Genomic DNA, 15,170 nt, shown 5'->3' on the forward strand with positions numbered 1-15,170 from the left:
CACCTCCTTCAGATCTTCTGGGGGACGACTTGGAAGTAGACGGCGCTCGCGACGAAGTTCACGACGAACAGGAACATGAAGGTGATGACGACGCTCTGGTTGACCGCGTCGCCAACCCCCTTGGGACCGCCGCCGGCCGTGAGGCCCTTGTAGGACGCGACCACGGCGGCGATGAAGCCGAAGATGACCGCCTTGATCTCGCTGGTCCACAGGTCGGCCAGCTGGGCGAGCGCGGTGAACGAGGCGATGTACGCACCCGGCGTGCCGCCCTGGATGATCACGTTGAAGAAGTAGCCACCCGCGACACCGACGACCGACACCAGCCCGTTGAGGAGCAGCGCGACGAGCATCGCCGCGAGCACCCGGGGCACGACGAGGCGCTGGATCGGGCTGATGCCGAGCACCTCCATCGCGTCGATCTCCTCGCGGATCTTGCGCGAGCCGAGGTCGGCGCAGATCGCCGAGCCACCGGCCCCGGCGATGAGCAGCGCGGTGACGATCGGGGAGGCCTCACGGATGACAGCGAGGACCGAGGCCGCACCCGTGAAGGACTGCGCGCCGAGCTGACGGGTCAGGGTGCCGAGCTGGAGGGCGATGACGGCCCCGAACGGGATCGAGACCAGCGCGGTCGGGACGATCGTGACCGAGGCGATGAACCAGCACTGCTGGATGAACTCCTTGGTCTGGAACGGCCGCTTCGGCAGCGAACGGATGACGTCGAGCACCAGCGCGAAGAGCGACCCGCTCTGGCGCAGCGCACCGATGGCTGGGTTGCTCATGCGACGACATCCTGAGGACACGAGCGACGAAGGAGCGAGGCCCGGAAGGTCGAGGAGCGTGAGCAGAGATTCAGTCTCACGACGATCGCACCGCCTCGGCGGTCGGCGCGGGCTCGGTGGGCGCGGGCTCGGTGGGCGCGGGCTCGGTGGGCGCGGGCTCGGTGGGCGCGGTGGGCTCGGTGTGGCGCACGCCGGGGACGCCGGCGTTGTGCGAGTGGAACGAGCCGGGCGGCGGGGTGATGCCGTTGTCGCGGCACCACTGGCCGGCGGGACGCTCACCGCGGCGGGGCGCACCGTCACTGGTCCCCAGCTGCAGCGGGATCGGCGGCAGGGGCGGCAGCTCCTGGCCGGACCGCGCCTCGGCTGCGAGCTCGTCGGCGTCCTTCTCCTCGGACATGCCGATCGGGCCGATGGTCTGGGCGTTGAGGAACTGGCGCACGACCGGCTCCTCCGAGCTGAGCAGCATCTCGCGCGGCCCGAACATGGCCAGGTGCTTGTGGTAGAGCAGCCCGATGTTGTCCGGCACGGTGCGGGTCGAGTTGATGTCGTGCGTGACGATGAGGAAGGTCGCGTCGATCTGGGCGTTCAGGTCGATGAAGAGCTGGTTGATGTAGGACGTGCGCACCGGGTCGAGGCCGGAGTCCGGCTCGTCGATCAGCAGGATCTCGGGGTCGAGCACCAGGGCGCGGGCGAGCCCGGCGCGCTTGCGCATCCCACCGGAGATCTCGCCGGGCAGCTTCGACTCGGCGCCGGTGAGGCCGACCAGGTCCATCTTCTCCATCACGATGGTGCGGACCTCGGACTCGGACTTCCGGGTGTGCTCGCGCAGCGGGAAGGCGACGTTGTCGTAGAGGTTCATCGAGCCGAAGAGCGCGCCGTCCTGGAACAGCACCCCGAACAGCTTGCGGATCTCGTAGAGGTCGTGCTCGCGCAGCCGGGTCAGGTCGCGGCCCTCGATCATGATCGAGCCGGCATCCGGCTTGAGCAGCCCGACCAGGGTCTTGAGGAAGACCGACTTGCCGGTGCCCGAGGGGCCCAGCATCACCGAGATCTCACCTGCAGGGAGGGTGAGGGAGACGTCGTTCCAGATGACCTGCGACCCAAATCGCTTGGTCAGGCCTTCGACCTTGATCTCAACGCCCACAGCTCACCTCGTCGTGAAGTCCACGCCCGTCACTGCTGACAGGCCCCGGTTCGCATGGCTCAACGAGGCAGGGGGGACGAAGTTACGGCTGGGTACGCCACGGCACCGGGCCCGCCCCGCCGAGATCCCAGCTTTCGGGCTTCCCGACCTGGATGAAGCCCGAAAGCTGGGATTTCGGCGTGGGTGGTCAGCATCAACCTCGTCGGTCAGGGGACGCGGAAGCGGGCCCGACCGTGAGGTCGGGCCCGCTTCGCAGCAGTGCTGGTGCTCCCGAGGGAGCTCAGATCACTTGAGGGTGACGGTGGCCCCGGCGCCCTCGAGGGCCTCCTTGGCCTTGTCGGCCGCAGCCTTGTCAACCTTCTCGAGGACGGGCTTGGGGGCGCCGTCGACGAGGTCCTTGGCCTCCTTGAGGCCGAGGGAGGTCAGCGCGCGGACCTCCTTGATGACCTGGATCTTCTTGTCACCAGCGGACTCGAGGACGACGTCGAACTCGTCCTGCTCCTCGACCTCGGCGGCGCCGCCGCCAGCCGGGGCGCCGGCCGCAGCAACGGCCACGGGGGCAGCAGCGGTGACGTTGAAGGTGTCCTCGAACTGCTTCACGAACTCAGAGAGCTCGATGAGGGTCATTTCCTTGAAAGCCTCAAGGAGCTCGTCGGTGGAGAGCTTCGCCATGATGGGCGTCCTTTCTATTTCTTCGTATGCCGTGAGTGGCGGTTTGGTGTGCGAGCTGGGGTCCCGGAGGACTCAGCTCTCGTCGCCACCCTCGGCGACGTCTGCGGTTGCCTCGGCCGCGGGGGCCTCGGCGGGGGTCTCCTCAGCAGCTACCTCGGCCGGAGCCTCGGCAACCTCGGCCTCGGCGGCGGGAGCGGCGGCAGCTGCCACCGGGCGCTCGGCCTCGACCTTGGCGCGCAGTGCGTCGACGACCCGAGCGGTCTGCGACAGCGGTGCGGCGAAGAGGTAGACAGCCTGGCTGAGCGACGCCTGAAGGGCACCGGCCAGCTTGGCCAGGAGAACCTCGCGGGACTCGAGGTCCGCGAGCTTCGTGATCTCCGCGGGAGTCAGGGCCTTGCCGTCGAGGACGCCGCCCTTGATCACGAGGAGGGGGTTCGCCTTGGCGAAGTCACGCAGGCCCTTTGCGGCCTCGACCGGGTCACCATCGACGAACGCGATGGCGGACGGTCCGACGAGCTGGCCGTCGAACGCCGTGACTCCGGCGTCCTTGGCAGCAAGCTCGGTGAGCGTGTTCTTCACGACGGCGAAGGTGGCGTTTCCGCGCAGCGAGTTGCGGAGATCGGTGATCTGCTTCACCGACAGCCCGCGGTACTCGGTCAGCACGGCCGCGCCGGAGTTGCGGAACTTGTCCGACAGCTCGGCGATGGCGGCAGCCTTGTCAGCCTTGGCCATGGGGCCTCCCTTCCGTGTGTTCGACCGGCCGGAGGTGAGGGCCCCACATGGAAGAAGCCCCGTGCACAGGGCACGGGGCTCGCACGCGGGCAGGCTCTGGGAGCCGGCACTGCGGGTGAATCGTGGCCTGCGCTGGACGTCCACCACAGTGGAACCTTCGGTCACGTGCTGCCTCTTGCGGTGGCACGTGACAACCGAGCGGTCTTTGGTCAGGGTCCAGCGTACGGGTCCGCGGCGTCCCCACCAAATCGGTGCGGAAGCCGCGGGGAGCCGGCGGTGCCGCTCAGCCGGTGGGGAGCTGGAAGGTGCCGACCTGGTCAGCCGGCGGGGCCGTGATGGTGACCGGCTTGCCCCAGTCGCCGAAGGTGATCGTGATGCTCTGCCCCTGGACCTCGACCGTCATCACGGTGGGCCGGTCCTCGGCGTCGAGGGTGTACCGGGCCTTGACCGGCTCGGTCGACGGCACCGACGACGCTGCTCCCCCGAGGAGCGCCTTGGGGTCGATCGTCACGTCGTAGGTGCTGGAGTCGGCGGTCGAGCTCACCACGGTGGCCTTCGAGCCCTCGAGCGCCTTGGCGAGCTGGCGCGGGTCGCCCATGTCACCGGCCATCCCGGCGAGCATCTGGCTCACCGGGTCGTCGGCCCTGGGGTCGATCTTGACCCACGGCTTCTTCGACCCCGGCAGGCCCTTCAGGTAGATCACCCCGCCGGTCGAGACGATCTCCATGCTCTGTCCCTCGATCGGCATGGTCATCTGCTGCTCCATGACCCCGCCCTTCATCGAGAACGAGCCGGTGGCCTTGCCCTCGGTGCCAAGGTCCAGCGCGATGGTGCCCGAGCCGGCCTTGACCATCGCCGCGGTCATCTTCGTGGCGAGCTCACCACCGTCGACGGTGGCGCCGGGCTGGAGACCGGAGGGAGTGGAGCTGGACGAGCTCGAGGGGCTGGCGGGGGTCTTGCCGGTGGAGTCGCCGCCGGCGTCGCCGCAGGCACTCAGGCCGAGAGCGGCGGCCAGCGCCAACGCGGCGAACGACTTGGTGGTCTTCACGAGAACTCCCCCATCGACGGCACACCGCGCGCGTGCTGCGCCATGCGGTCCTGCGATCGTAACCCGGCGACCTGAGGGCAACGGCGAGAGCCCGCCACCCCGAGGGGTGACGGGCTCCACGCGAATGCGTACCGGTTGGTCCGGACTCAGGCGGTGGCCTCGTCCTCGACCAGCAGGTTGCGGGTGCGGGTGTAGTCCAGCGGGATGCCGGGGCCCATCGACGTCGACAGGGTGGCCTTCTCGATGTAGCGGCCCTTGGACGAGGACGGCTTCAGGCGAAGGATCTCGTCGAGCGCGGTGGCGTAGTTCTCGACGAGCGACTTCTCGTCGAAGGATGCCTTGCCGATGATGAAGTGGAGGTTCGCGTGCTTGTCGACGCGGAACTCGATCTTGCCGCCCTTGATGTCGGTCACGGCCTTGGCCGTGTCCATCGTGACCGTGCCGGTCTTCGGGTTGGGCATGAGACCACGCGGGCCCAGGACCTTGCCGAGCCGACCGACCTTGCCCATCATGTCCGGCGTCGCGACGACGGCGTCGAAGTCGAGCCAGCCGCCGGCCACCTTCTCGAGCAGCTCGTCGGACCCGACGTGGTCGGCGCCGGCCTCACGGGCGGCCTCGGCCTTGTCGCCGTTGGCGAACACCAGGACGCGGGACACCTTGCCCGTGCCGTGCGGGAGGTTGACGGTGCCACGGACCATCTGGTCGGCCTTGCGGGGGTCGACGCCGAGTCGCATGGCGACCTCGACGGTCTCGTCGTACTTGGCCTTCGCCGACGCCTTCGCGAGGCGGACGGCCTCGAGGGGGGCGTAGCTCTTGGTCACATCGATCTTGTCCGCGGCCTCGCGGTAAGCCTTGCTGCGCTTCATTTCTGCTCCTGTGCTGGGTGTTTCGGTGGAGTTGTGGTCGGTACGGACCAGCGCGGTCCTGCCACGTGCCCCGGTATGCCGCGTGGGCGGCATACCGGGAACCCTCGTCAGAGGGTGGTGTCGATGCCCATCGAGCGGGCGGTGCCGGCGATGATCTTCATCGCCTGGTCGATGTCGTTGGCGTTCAGGTCTTCCATCTTCTGCTCGGCGATGGCGCGGACCTGGTCGGCCGACAGCTTGGCGACCTTGGTCTTGTGCGGCTCACCGGAGCCCTTGGGCACCCCGGCGGCCTTCTTGATCAGCTCGGCGGCCGGCGGCGTCTTGGTGATGAAGGTGAAGGACCGGTCTTCGTAGACCGTGATCTCCACGGGGATGACGTTGCCGCGCTGGGACTCGGTCGCAGCGTTGTACGCCTTGACGAACTCCATGATGTTGACGCCGTGCTGACCGAGGGCGGGGCCCACGGGCGGGGCGGGCGTGGCCGCACCGGCCTGGATCTGCAGCTTGATGAAGCCGGAGATCTTCTTGCTCTTGGGAGGCATTGCTGTGTTCCTTTGGTTGTGTGGGCCTACGCCGTGGGCGATGACCCGGTTGCATGCTCCCGGGGTGCCGGGAACAGGTGCTGCCGTGCCCTCAGATCTTGGCGACCTGGTTGAACGACAGCTCGACCGGGGTCTCCCGGCCGAAGATGGAGACGAGCACCTTGAGCTTCTGGGTGTCGGGGTTGATCTCGGAGATCGTGGCGGGCAGGGTCTCGAAGGGCCCTTCCATGACGGTGACGGACTCGCCCACCTCGAAGTCGACGACCGCGACCTCCTTGGGCTTGCCCGAGGAGCCACCGGCGGCGCCGGACGTGGCCGGGCTCTCGAGGTCGGCGGGGGCCAGCATCGTGAAGACCTCGTCGAGGCTCAGCGGCACCGGCTGGTGGGCGTTGCCGACGAAGCCGGTGACCCCCGGCGTGTGGCGCACGGCGCCCCACGACTCGTCGGTGAGGTCCATCCGGACGAGCACGTATCCGGGCATCCGGACGCGGCGCACGAGCTTCTTCTGGCCGTTCTTGATCTCGGTGACCTCTTCCATGGGCACCTCGGCCTCGAAGATGAAGTCCTCCATGTTGAGCGAGGTCGTGCGGTTCTCGAGGTTGGCCTTCACGCGGTTCTCGTAGCCGGCGTAGGAGTGCACGACGTACCAGTCGCCGTACTTGGCGGCCAGCGCGTCCTTGAACTCCTGGACCGGGTCACCGGGAGCGGCGTCGACGTCGGCGGCCGCGTCAGCGTCCTCGTCGTCGGACTCGACCACGGGGGTCTCGTCGTCGGAGAAGGTCAGCGTCGAGACCTGCGGCTGGTGGACCTGCTCGTCGTCGAGGTCCTCGCTGTCATCCCGCTCGACCTCGTCGACGATGACCTCCTCCGCGGCGGCCTCGTCGGTGTCGGCGTCGGTGTCGGTGACATCGGCGTCGGTGTCATCGGCGTCGGTGTCATCGGCGTCGTCAGCGACGGCCTCGACGTCCGTGTCGGCCTGGATGTCGCTGGTCTCGAGCTCGGCGGCAGCACCGTCGACCGTGACCTCTTCGGTCCCGGGCTCGGCGTTGTCGGTGGTCCTCTGGTCGGACACGCTGATGACCTACTTCCTTCTGGTATTCGCCGGGTGACCCCGGGATGACTGCGGCAGGGCGGCGGTCAGCCGCCGAAGACCCACAGGACGAGCTTGGTGAAGCCGAAGTCCACGGTCGAGACGAGAGCCATCACGAAGGTCACGAACACGATCACGACGATCGTGTAGTTGACCAGCTCGGAGCGAGTCGGCCGCACGACCTTGCGCAGCTCGTCGAGGATCTGGCTGACGAAGAGGGACATCGAGCGGAACATCCGCGAGATGGGGTTGCCGCCCTTGTCACTCTTGCGGCCGGTACGACCAGAGCCGCGGGTGTCCGCGCTCACGTCCGTCACGATGCCTCTGCTTTCACTCATCTGTGCCGCGACCGGGTCCGGTCACAGGTCCTGCTACGCAGGGCAGGAGGGACTCGAACCCCCAACCGCCGGTTTTGGAGACCGGAGCTCTACCAATTGAGCCACTGCCCTACGGAACTCACCGCGGGGGCGGAGGGTTCCGGGAGGCTGAGCCGACCTGCGCCCGGGCACGCCGAAAGCATGGTCAAGTCAACCGAGGAAGAAGCATACGTGAGGCACCGGGCCGAACGCGAACTCGCTGGTGCCACCGTCTAGACGAGTCCGAGCTCGGATGCTCGACGCACCACCTCGCGCCGCGTCCCGAGGCCCAGCTTGGTGAGCACGGCGGACACGTGGTGGTCGGCGGTGCGCGGCGAGATGTACAGCTTCTGGGCCAGCTCGGCGTTGGTCAGCCCCAGGGCCACCAGGCGGGCCACGTCGAGCTGCCGGGAGGTGAGGCCGGACGGGTTGGCGACCGTGGTCGTGCGGCGCCGAGCGGGCACCCGCGACAGGCCGCGCTCACGCAGCACCCCCCGCGCGCGGTCGGCAGCCGCCCAGGCGCCCATCGCCTCGAGGTCGGCGAGCGCGGCGACGGCCACCTGCTCGTCCGACGACCCGACCCGTGCCAGCGCCGCCTCGTAGGGCGCCCCCAGGGCACGCCAGCGCTGCGCCGCCTCGTCGGACCGACCTTCGAGCTCGAGCGCACTGGGTTCGGCGACCGTCAGCGACGGCCCGTCGTGCGCGGACGTGCCGTTGAGGTGTCCCACCCCGTCCACGTGGTCGGTCTCCAGCCTCCGCAACCAGACCGCGAGCCGCCCCGTGGACCACTGCACCCCGGGCAGCCCACCCACCTCGCGAAGCAAGGCCGCTGCCCCGGCCAGCCGCGGGTCGCGGAGGTCGAGCAACCAGGCTCGCTCGGCGAACGCCGCCATGACCGCCAGCCGCGCCAAGGGCTCCCCCATCTGCTCGGCGAGCCGCCACGCGTGCTCGAGGTGGTCGTCGGCACCCCCGGGCGCGGGCTCGCCCCGTCGCAGGGCCACGAGTCCCGCCACCAGGTGCGGCCACAGGCTGGCGATCGGCGCCCCGCCGTCGAGGACGGTCTGGGCGTCCTCGAGTCCCGCCTCCCACCGACCCCGCTCGAACTGGAGCCGCGAGCGCACCCCGGTCTGCCACTGCTCGCAGATCGGGATGTCCCGGTCGACGGTGAAGGGCAGTGACTGCTCCAGCAGGCTCTCGGCGTCACGGAACCGGCGCTGCTCCACGTCGATGGCGGCCAGCTGGGACCACCCGGTCGAGGCCGTCTCGTCGAACAGCCGGGCCGCCGCGTCGTGCACCAGGATGAGCAGCCGGTCGCGCGCGGCGAGGTCGTCGCCCATCAGCACGTCGCCGGCCGTGCCGAGGATCTCCGAGCGCACGAGGAGCTCGTCGTCCGACCGCTCCTGGGCCAGCGAACGAGTCACCTTCCGCGCCTCCGACGTGGCGTCGGCGTCGTTGCGGCGGAAGGCCAGCAGCATCTCCAGGGACTTCGCCGCGCCATAGGCAGGGGCGTCGCGGTGAGCCAGGGCCAGCGCGATGTGCCGCTCGGACGCCGCTCGCCGGGCCGAGTAGTACTCGATCAGGGCCCGCCTGCTGTGCGCCGCCGCCAGGCCGTCGTCGTCCCGGGCCTCGGCCCAGAGCCGAGTCGCCTCCGAGATCGACTCCACCGCCTCGGGCAGTCGGCTCACCATGTACTGCTGGAAGCTCAGCCGCTCGAGCAGCGCGGCCCGGTGGACCGGCTCACCCCCGGGGGCGGCCAGCGCCAGCTCGAGGAAGGCGACCGCCTCGCGGTGCGACCCGGCTTGGGTGGCCTCCGCGGCGGCCCGGTCGGCGTACGCCCGCGTGCGCGCGTCGTCGCCGGCCGCGTGGGCGTGGTGGGCCAGGACCGCCGGGTCTGCGCCAACCCCCTCGAGGGCCAGAAGGATCCGGGCGTGCAGGCGGGGAGTCACACCCGGAGGGATGGAGTCCTCGACCGCCCTGCGGGCCAGCTCGTGGCGGTAGCCGACCCCGCGACGCGAGCGTCGGAGCAGACCGGTGGCCTCGAGCCTGCGCAGCTGCGGCACGTCGATGGCCAGCGCCGGCAGCAGGCGGTCGTCGAGGGAGTCGGGCGCCGTGGCGATGACCTGCAGCACCTCGAGGTCGGCGGCGCCGACGGCACTCGTGCTGGCCAGGACGGCGTCGCGGACCGAGGCCGGCAGTGCCTCGGCGGGGTGCCGGGCGATCTCGGTGACGAAGAAGGGGTTCCCGCCGGTCAGCGCGAGCACCGAGGGCGCGTCGATGCCGGTGCCGGCGAGGACCGTCCGGATGGCACCGATCGACAGACCCTTGAGCCCGATGCTGGTGCCTGCGTCGAGCCGGGCGATGTCGCCGAGCAGCGGGCGGAGCACGTGGTCGGGACCGATCTCACCGTCGCGGTAGGTGAGCAGGACGACGAGCGGCAGGGCCTCGACCCGACGGGCGACGAAGCGCAGCACCTCCACCGACGCCTCGTCGACCCACTGGGCGTCCTCGATGACGAGGGTGGTCGGCTCGCTCCCGACCGCGTCGAGCAGGCGTTCGGCCAAGGGCACGGGCGCGCCAGGGTCGGCCCCCACCTTCACGCCGAGGTCGGCCAGCACGTCGCGGACCGGCCCGAGCGGACGCGGGGTCTCCAGTGGGTCGCACAGCCCGCGGGCCACCCGGGTCCACTGCTGCCCGGTGGTGGCGACCCGCACGAGGGCGGACTTGCCGGCGCCGGCCTCTCCGGACACGGCGACGAAGCACCCCTGGGTGCGGCTGCGCTCCAGGGCCGTGCGGAGGTGTTCCAGCTGCGGCTCCCGCTCCACGAGCTCCACCCCGACAGGGTACGAGCCGCCGACCGCGGTCCGGAAGGTCTCGCGGTCGGCGGCCGTGGAGGTCACCGGGATTCGGCCCGGCGACGGCGGCGGACGTCGAGGACGATCCGGCGCGCGCTGCGCGGCCCGACCGGCCGCTGGGCTCCCAGCCGGCCCCCTGCGACCGTCTCGTTGAGGAAGACATGCATCTGGGCGTCGATCATGCCGTCGCCCCCGCCCGTTCGCTCTCGAGCTCGGTCGCGGTGTGCGGACCGAACTCGGCGACGACCTCGGCCACGACCTCGCACGAGAACCCGCCCCGGCGGGCGTGCTCGCGGATGGTCTCGGCGTCGGACGCCTCGTGGAGGCAGTAGATCTTGTCGCCGGCGACGTAGCTGCGGACCCAGTTGTACTGGACCCCGAGCGACTCGACGGCGGCGTTGGAGGTCCGGGAGATCTCGGCGAGCTGCTCGTGGGTGAGCTCGCTGGCGCCCTGGACTTCGCGTTCGATCAGGAAGAGCTTCATCGGATTTCCTTCTGTGGTGGTGTTGGTGATGGTGTGCGACGACCGCGTGCCGCCGCCCTCCAAGAGTCCGGTCGACCGTGGGTCCCGGGCATCGGTAGGCACTGCCCATCTGTCTGCCCGCTGGCTGCCCATCGACCTGCCCACACCGCTGCCCGGGTGACCGGGCTGCGGACGGCGACTTCGCGGCATACCGGGGCTCTGGGAGCATGGAGCCCGTGACCGAGCAGACCGCCACCGCCAGCACCCCCCTCGCCGAGCGCTCCGCCCAGGAGCTCCAGGCCTTCGCCCAGGAGCAGCAGGAGGCGTATGCCGCGCTGAAGGCGCGCGGCCTGTCGCTCGACCTCACGCGAGGCAAGCCCGCCGCGGCCCAGCTCGACCTGTCCGCGGACCTGCTGTCCCTGCCCCACGGCGTCAAGGACGCCGCCGGGGTCGACACCCGCAACTACGGGGGTCTCGAGGGCATCAAGGAGCTGCGCGAGATGTTCGCCGAGCTGCTGTGGGTCGAGCCCGAGCAGGTCGTCGCCGGCGGCAACTCCAGCCTCGTGATGATGCGCGAGGTGCTGGTCGACCTCTGGCTGCACGGCGGGGTCGACAGCGAGCGCCCGTGGAGCCAGGAGGAGAAGGTCACCTTCATCTGCCCGGTGCCCGGGTACGACCGGCACTTCACCCTGCTCGAGTGGTTCGGCATCGACATGGTGACGGTGCCCATGCACGACGACGGCCCGGACATGGACGAGGTCGAGCGGCTGGCCGCCAGCGACCCGAGCATCAAGGGCATGTGGCTGGTGCCGACCTACGCCAACCCCACCGGCTCGGTCGTGACGCAGGAGATCGCCGCGCGACTGGCCTCGATGCCGACCGCCGCCCCCGACTTCAAGATCTTCTGGGACAACGCCTACGCCTTCCACCACCTCACCGACGAGGAGGCCAAGAGCGCCGACATCCTCACGCTGGCGGCGGCGTCGGGACACCCGCACCGGCCGATCCTGTTCGCCTCGACCTCGAAGATCACCCTGGCCGGCGCCGGCGTCGCGTTCCTGGCCGGGTCGGTCGAGACGGTGAAGTGGTACACCACCCACCTCGGCAAGGGCGCCATCGGACCCGACAAGGTCAACCAGCTGCGCCACGCGCAGTTCTTCGGCTCCCCGCAGGGCGTGCGCGACCACATGGTCAAGCACCGGGCGATCATCGCCCCGAAGTTCGCCGAGGTCGAGCGGGTCCTGAGCGAGCGCCTCGGTGGCCTCGGGGTCGCCACCTGGACGAAGCCGACGGGCGGCTACTTCGTGAGCCTCGACGTCCTCGACGGCACGGCGTCCCGTGTCGTCCAGCTGGCCAAGGAGGCCGGCATCGCCCTCACGCCGGCTGGCGCCTCGTTCCCCCACGGCGACGACCCGCGCGACCGCAACATCCGCCTCGCCCCCACCTTCCCGCCGCTCGACCAGGTCAGCGAGGCGATGGAAGCCGTCGCGACGTGCGTCCTGCTGGCGGCGGCGGAGAAGCTCAGCGCCGCCTGACCCGCTCCTCACAGCTTTATCGGGTCTGGCAAGAACCTTGACCTTCACCCCGCTTCCGAAGTCGTGCGCAGGTCATCCTTCCCCCTTGACCCGATAAAGCTGGGTCCGGGCGGGGTATGCCGCGGGCTCCCCTTGCGGGGGCATCGCGGGTCCCGCAAGGTGGACGCATGAGCGACCAACCCGGCACGGAGAGCTTCGACGACGACCTCGGCAGCATCAGCCTCGACGACGCGACCGACTCGGGCAGCGGGCAGGACGACCTGCTCGACGCCAGCGAGGGTGACAACGAGCCCTGGTCGCCGCCGGACAGCCAGCCGCGCAACACCGAGTGGGGCACCACCGCCTGGGAGCAGGGCCAGGAGGAGACCATCGAGCAGCGGATCCGCCAGGAGGAGGCCGACCCGGACTCCGCCTACGGCGCGCCCGACGACGAGGGCGGGCTGGACTCCGGTGCCGTGGACGGCGACGACTTCGAGTCCGGCGCGTCCGACGACGACGAGCCGGACCCCTCCACCGAGTTCGTCGACGACGGTGAGGTCGGCGGCGCCGAGGCCGGGGCGGGCAGTCCCGAGTCGGCAGCCATCCACGTCGTCGACGACTGACCCAGCGGGCCAGCCGCAGGCGGGTGCTCACCGGCGCTGCTGACCCCAGCGGCCGGCGGCGCCGGCGGGTGCTCACCGGCGCTGATCTGCCTGAACGCCCGCCCGCGGGAAGGCCCGCTTCGTAGACTGGCCGCACCGCGCACGGACCCGCGCGGGCACCAGGGGGCGCTCGTGTACCTCGCCGACCGGCACCGCCCGGCTCCACCGGGTGCGCCCGCCACCCGTGGGGGCAGGGCGGCACGTGCACCGGTCGCGCGGACGGTCATCCTGCTCGGGCTGGTCAGCCTCGCCACCGACATCTCGTCCGAGTCCGCCGCGGCCGTGCTGCCGCTCTACCTCACCGCCGGTCTCGGGTTGTCGCCGCTGGCCTACGGTTTGGTCGACGGGCTGTACTCGGCCGCCTCCGTGGTGGTGCGCTACCTCGGCGGGTGGCTGGCCGACCGGCTGGACCGACCCAAGCAGGTGGCGCTGACCGGCTACACCGTGTCAGCGCTGGCCCGCACCGTGCTGCTGTGGCTGCCGGGGGCCGCGGTGGTCGCAGGGGTCCTGGGTGTCGACCGCCTCGGCAAGGGGCTGCGCACCGCCCCCCGTGACGTCCTCATCGCCGCCTCCAGCGACCCGGGGTCGCTCGGTCGCTCGTTCGGCGTGCACCGTGCCCTGGACACCACGGGGGCCATGCTCGGGCCGCTCCTCGCCTTCCTCGCCCTCTGGGCGGTGCCCGAGGACTACCGGCTGGTCTTCGTGATCTCGCTGGCGGCGGCGGTGATCGGGGTCGCCCTGCTCGCCCTGCTCGTGCCCGACCTGCGACCGGCCCGCGCGGCCAGGACGGCGGACCAGCACACCGGAGCAGCCGTGGACGTGGCCCGTCCCACCGTGCGGATGCTCGCCGAGCCCGGGTTCGCCCGGCTCGTGGGGGCGGCTGGCCTGCTGGGCCTGCTGACCCTCAGCGACGCCTTCATCTACCTCGTCCTGCAGGACCGCAACGACCTCGCCGCGCTCTGGTTCCCGTTGCTGTTCGTCGGGACCAACCTGGCCTACCTCGCGCTCGCCGTCCCGTTCGGGCGGGTGGCGGACCGGTTCGGGCGGGCCCGCGTGATGGTCGTGGGGCACCTGTTCCTCGTCGGCGCCTACGTCTGCGCCTCCGGCCCGGTCGGCTCCCTGGTCCTCGGCGCGGGCTGCCTGCTCCTGCTCGGCGCCTTCTACGCCTCCACCGACGGGGTCCTGGCCGCCGCGGCGGCATCGGTGGTCCGCCCGGAGGTGCGGGGCAGCGCGATCGCCACCGCGCAGTCCGCGGTGGCCCTCACCCGGCTCGCGGCGGCGGTCGTCTTCGGCTGGACCTGGACGCTCGTGGGGCCGGGTCGCGCGGCCCTGCTGATGGCCGCCCTGCTGGCCGTCGTCGTCCCGGTGGCGTGGCTGCTCCTGCGGTCCGCGCCCGGGCCCGGAGCCCGGCGATGAGCCAGCGCTCCCGGGTGGTGGCCCTCGCGGTGGTCGTGGTGCTGTGCGTCGGCGGCGTCGTCGCGTATGCCGTGTCGAGCCGGCCGGCGCCCGCCGCACGCACGCCGACGAGCGTCCCGAGCGCCTCGCTGGCCGAGGTGGAGGCCGTGCCGCACCTCGTCTACCGGTCGACGGCCCTGGGTCCCGACTTCGGCAAGGTGGCGATGTCCACGCTGGCCGACCCTGCCGGCCCGCGCGCCGTCACCGCGGACGCCTGCGAGCGCGTCGACCAGCGAGGAGGGACCACGCTCTGCCTCCGCTCGCGACCGGGGGTGGTGCTGGGCAGCTCGGTCACGGCCTGGGACCGCACCGGCCACGTGACCTACCGGCGCAACCTGCCCGGCATACCCAGTCGCGCGCGACTCTCCCCCGACGGCAGGTTGGCTGCCACCACGGCCTTCGTGGCCGGCGACTCGTACCTCAGCGCCGGCTTCGCCACCCGCACCTACGTGCACGACCTGGCGGCGGGCACCGCGGTCCACCTCGAGGACTTCGCGCTCACCCACGAAGGCCGCCGGATCACCCCGGTCGACCGCAACTACTGGGGGGTGACCTTCCTCGACGACAACACCTTCTACCTCACCGTCGCGTTCGACGGACGGCCGTGGCTGGCCCGGGGAAGCGTGTCGAAGCGGTCGGTCACCACGGTGCGCTCGGGCGCGGAGTGCCCCTCGCTGTCACCGGACGGGCGACGGGTGGCCTACAAGAAGCTGCAGCCGTCCTCGCGGGGGTGGCGGATCGCCGTGCTCGACCTGGCCACGGGAAGCGAGCGGCTGCTGGCCGAGACCCGCAGCGTCGACGACCAGGTGCAGTGGCTCGACGACTCCACCGTCCTCTACGGGCTCCCCCTGACCGGCGAGCGAGGCGGTGAGACCGACCTCTGGGCGGTCCCCGCCGACGGGGCCGGTGCGCCGCGCCTCCTCGTGCCGCAGGCCTGGTCGGCGTCGGTCGTCCGCTAGCGGCGGGCCCCGGACCGGTCCGACCACAGCGGATGC

The 15,170-nt window shown here is 71.0% G+C and carries 16 protein-coding genes and 1 tRNA gene; 4 read left to right on the plus strand and 13 right to left on the minus strand.

Going from position 1 to position 15,170, the window contains the following annotated elements; genetic code table 11:
• Nucleotides 1-8: 8 nt before the first annotated feature.
• The 13 genes from ASG91_RS17975 to ASG91_RS18030 form a co-directional block, all read right to left on the minus strand.
• Entirely contained in the window at nucleotides 9-779 is a 771-nt protein-coding gene (locus ASG91_RS17975) for an ABC transporter permease (protein ID WP_056924016.1), read from the minus strand.
• A gap of 76 nt (nucleotides 780-855) precedes the next feature.
• On the minus strand, nucleotides 856-1,923 hold the full coding sequence (locus ASG91_RS17980) for an ABC transporter ATP-binding protein (protein WP_235545764.1): 1,068 nt from the start codon (nucleotides 1,921-1,923) through the stop codon (nucleotides 856-858).
• A gap of 285 nt (nucleotides 1,924-2,208) precedes the next feature.
• Nucleotides 2,209-2,595 (minus strand): 50S ribosomal protein L7/L12, encoded by a 387-nt coding sequence (rplL, locus tag ASG91_RS17985; RefSeq protein WP_056924017.1) that lies wholly within the window; start codon nucleotides 2,593-2,595, stop codon nucleotides 2,209-2,211.
• A 72-nt stretch (nucleotides 2,596-2,667) separates the two neighbouring features.
• Nucleotides 2,668-3,327: a 50S ribosomal protein L10 gene (rplJ, locus tag ASG91_RS17990; RefSeq protein ID WP_056924018.1), complete on the minus strand. Its 660-nt coding sequence runs from the start codon at nucleotides 3,325-3,327 to the stop codon at nucleotides 2,668-2,670.
• A gap of 283 nt (nucleotides 3,328-3,610) precedes the next feature.
• On the minus strand, nucleotides 3,611-4,375 hold the full coding sequence (locus tag ASG91_RS17995; RefSeq protein WP_056924019.1) for a hypothetical protein: 765 nt from the start codon (nucleotides 4,373-4,375) through the stop codon (nucleotides 3,611-3,613).
• 146 nt (nucleotides 4,376-4,521) lie between these two features.
• Nucleotides 4,522-5,241 (minus strand): 50S ribosomal protein L1, encoded by a 720-nt coding sequence (gene rplA / locus ASG91_RS18000; RefSeq protein WP_056924020.1) that lies wholly within the window; start codon nucleotides 5,239-5,241, stop codon nucleotides 4,522-4,524.
• Nucleotides 5,242-5,348: 107 nt separating this feature from the next.
• Nucleotides 5,349-5,783, minus strand: a complete 435-nt coding sequence (gene rplK / locus ASG91_RS18005) for a 50S ribosomal protein L11 (protein WP_056924021.1) — start codon at nucleotides 5,781-5,783, stop codon at nucleotides 5,349-5,351.
• Between the two features lie 91 nt (nucleotides 5,784-5,874).
• On the minus strand, nucleotides 5,875-6,855 hold the full coding sequence (nusG, locus tag ASG91_RS18010) for a transcription termination/antitermination protein NusG (RefSeq protein ID WP_082594298.1): 981 nt from the start codon (nucleotides 6,853-6,855) through the stop codon (nucleotides 5,875-5,877).
• 65 nt (nucleotides 6,856-6,920) lie between these two features.
• Nucleotides 6,921-7,190 (minus strand): preprotein translocase subunit SecE, encoded by a 270-nt coding sequence (gene secE / locus ASG91_RS18015; protein WP_056924022.1) that lies wholly within the window; start codon nucleotides 7,188-7,190, stop codon nucleotides 6,921-6,923.
• A gap of 59 nt (nucleotides 7,191-7,249) precedes the next feature.
• Nucleotides 7,250-7,322, minus strand: a tRNA-Trp gene (locus ASG91_RS18020).
• Between the two features lie 140 nt (nucleotides 7,323-7,462).
• Nucleotides 7,463-10,126, minus strand: coding sequence for a LuxR family transcriptional regulator (locus tag ASG91_RS18025; RefSeq protein WP_056924023.1), 2,664 nt, complete (start codon nucleotides 10,124-10,126; stop codon nucleotides 7,463-7,465).
• Complete coding sequence (locus ASG91_RS20810; protein WP_157582196.1) at nucleotides 10,123-10,263, minus strand: hypothetical protein; 141 nt, start codon at nucleotides 10,261-10,263, stop codon at nucleotides 10,123-10,125. Before ASG91_RS20810 ends, ASG91_RS18025 begins: the two co-directional genes overlap by 4 nt.
• Nucleotides 10,260-10,565, minus strand: a complete 306-nt coding sequence (locus tag ASG91_RS18030) for a DUF4242 domain-containing protein (RefSeq protein WP_056924024.1) — start codon at nucleotides 10,563-10,565, stop codon at nucleotides 10,260-10,262. Before ASG91_RS18030 ends, ASG91_RS20810 begins: the two co-directional genes overlap by 4 nt.
• Before the next feature lie 215 nt (nucleotides 10,566-10,780).
• Between ASG91_RS18030 and ASG91_RS18035 the strand changes: the two genes are divergently transcribed.
• The 4 genes from ASG91_RS18035 (at nucleotide 10,781) to ASG91_RS18050 (ending at nucleotide 15,134) form a co-directional block, all read left to right on the plus strand.
• Nucleotides 10,781-12,079, plus strand: a complete 1,299-nt coding sequence (locus ASG91_RS18035) for an aminotransferase class I/II-fold pyridoxal phosphate-dependent enzyme (protein ID WP_235543966.1) — start codon at nucleotides 10,781-10,783, stop codon at nucleotides 12,077-12,079.
• Between the two features lie 167 nt (nucleotides 12,080-12,246).
• Nucleotides 12,247-12,681: a hypothetical protein gene (locus tag ASG91_RS21115; protein ID WP_056924026.1), complete on the plus strand. Its 435-nt coding sequence runs from the start codon at nucleotides 12,247-12,249 to the stop codon at nucleotides 12,679-12,681.
• A 171-nt stretch (nucleotides 12,682-12,852) separates the two neighbouring features.
• The gene (locus ASG91_RS18045) at nucleotides 12,853-14,136 is read left to right on the plus strand and encodes an MFS transporter (protein WP_082594299.1); all 1,284 of its coding nucleotides are present in this window, start codon (nucleotides 12,853-12,855) and stop codon (nucleotides 14,134-14,136) included.
• Nucleotides 14,133-15,134, plus strand: a complete 1,002-nt coding sequence (locus ASG91_RS18050) for a PD40 domain-containing protein (protein WP_157606419.1) — start codon at nucleotides 14,133-14,135, stop codon at nucleotides 15,132-15,134. The genes ASG91_RS18045 and ASG91_RS18050 overlap by 4 nt, the downstream gene beginning before the upstream one ends.
• Nucleotides 15,135-15,170: the final 36 nt, after the last annotated feature.

Source organism: Phycicoccus sp. Soil802 (genome assembly GCF_001429605.1).
Taxonomy (GTDB): Bacteria; Actinomycetota; Actinomycetes; order Actinomycetales; family Dermatophilaceae; genus Pedococcus.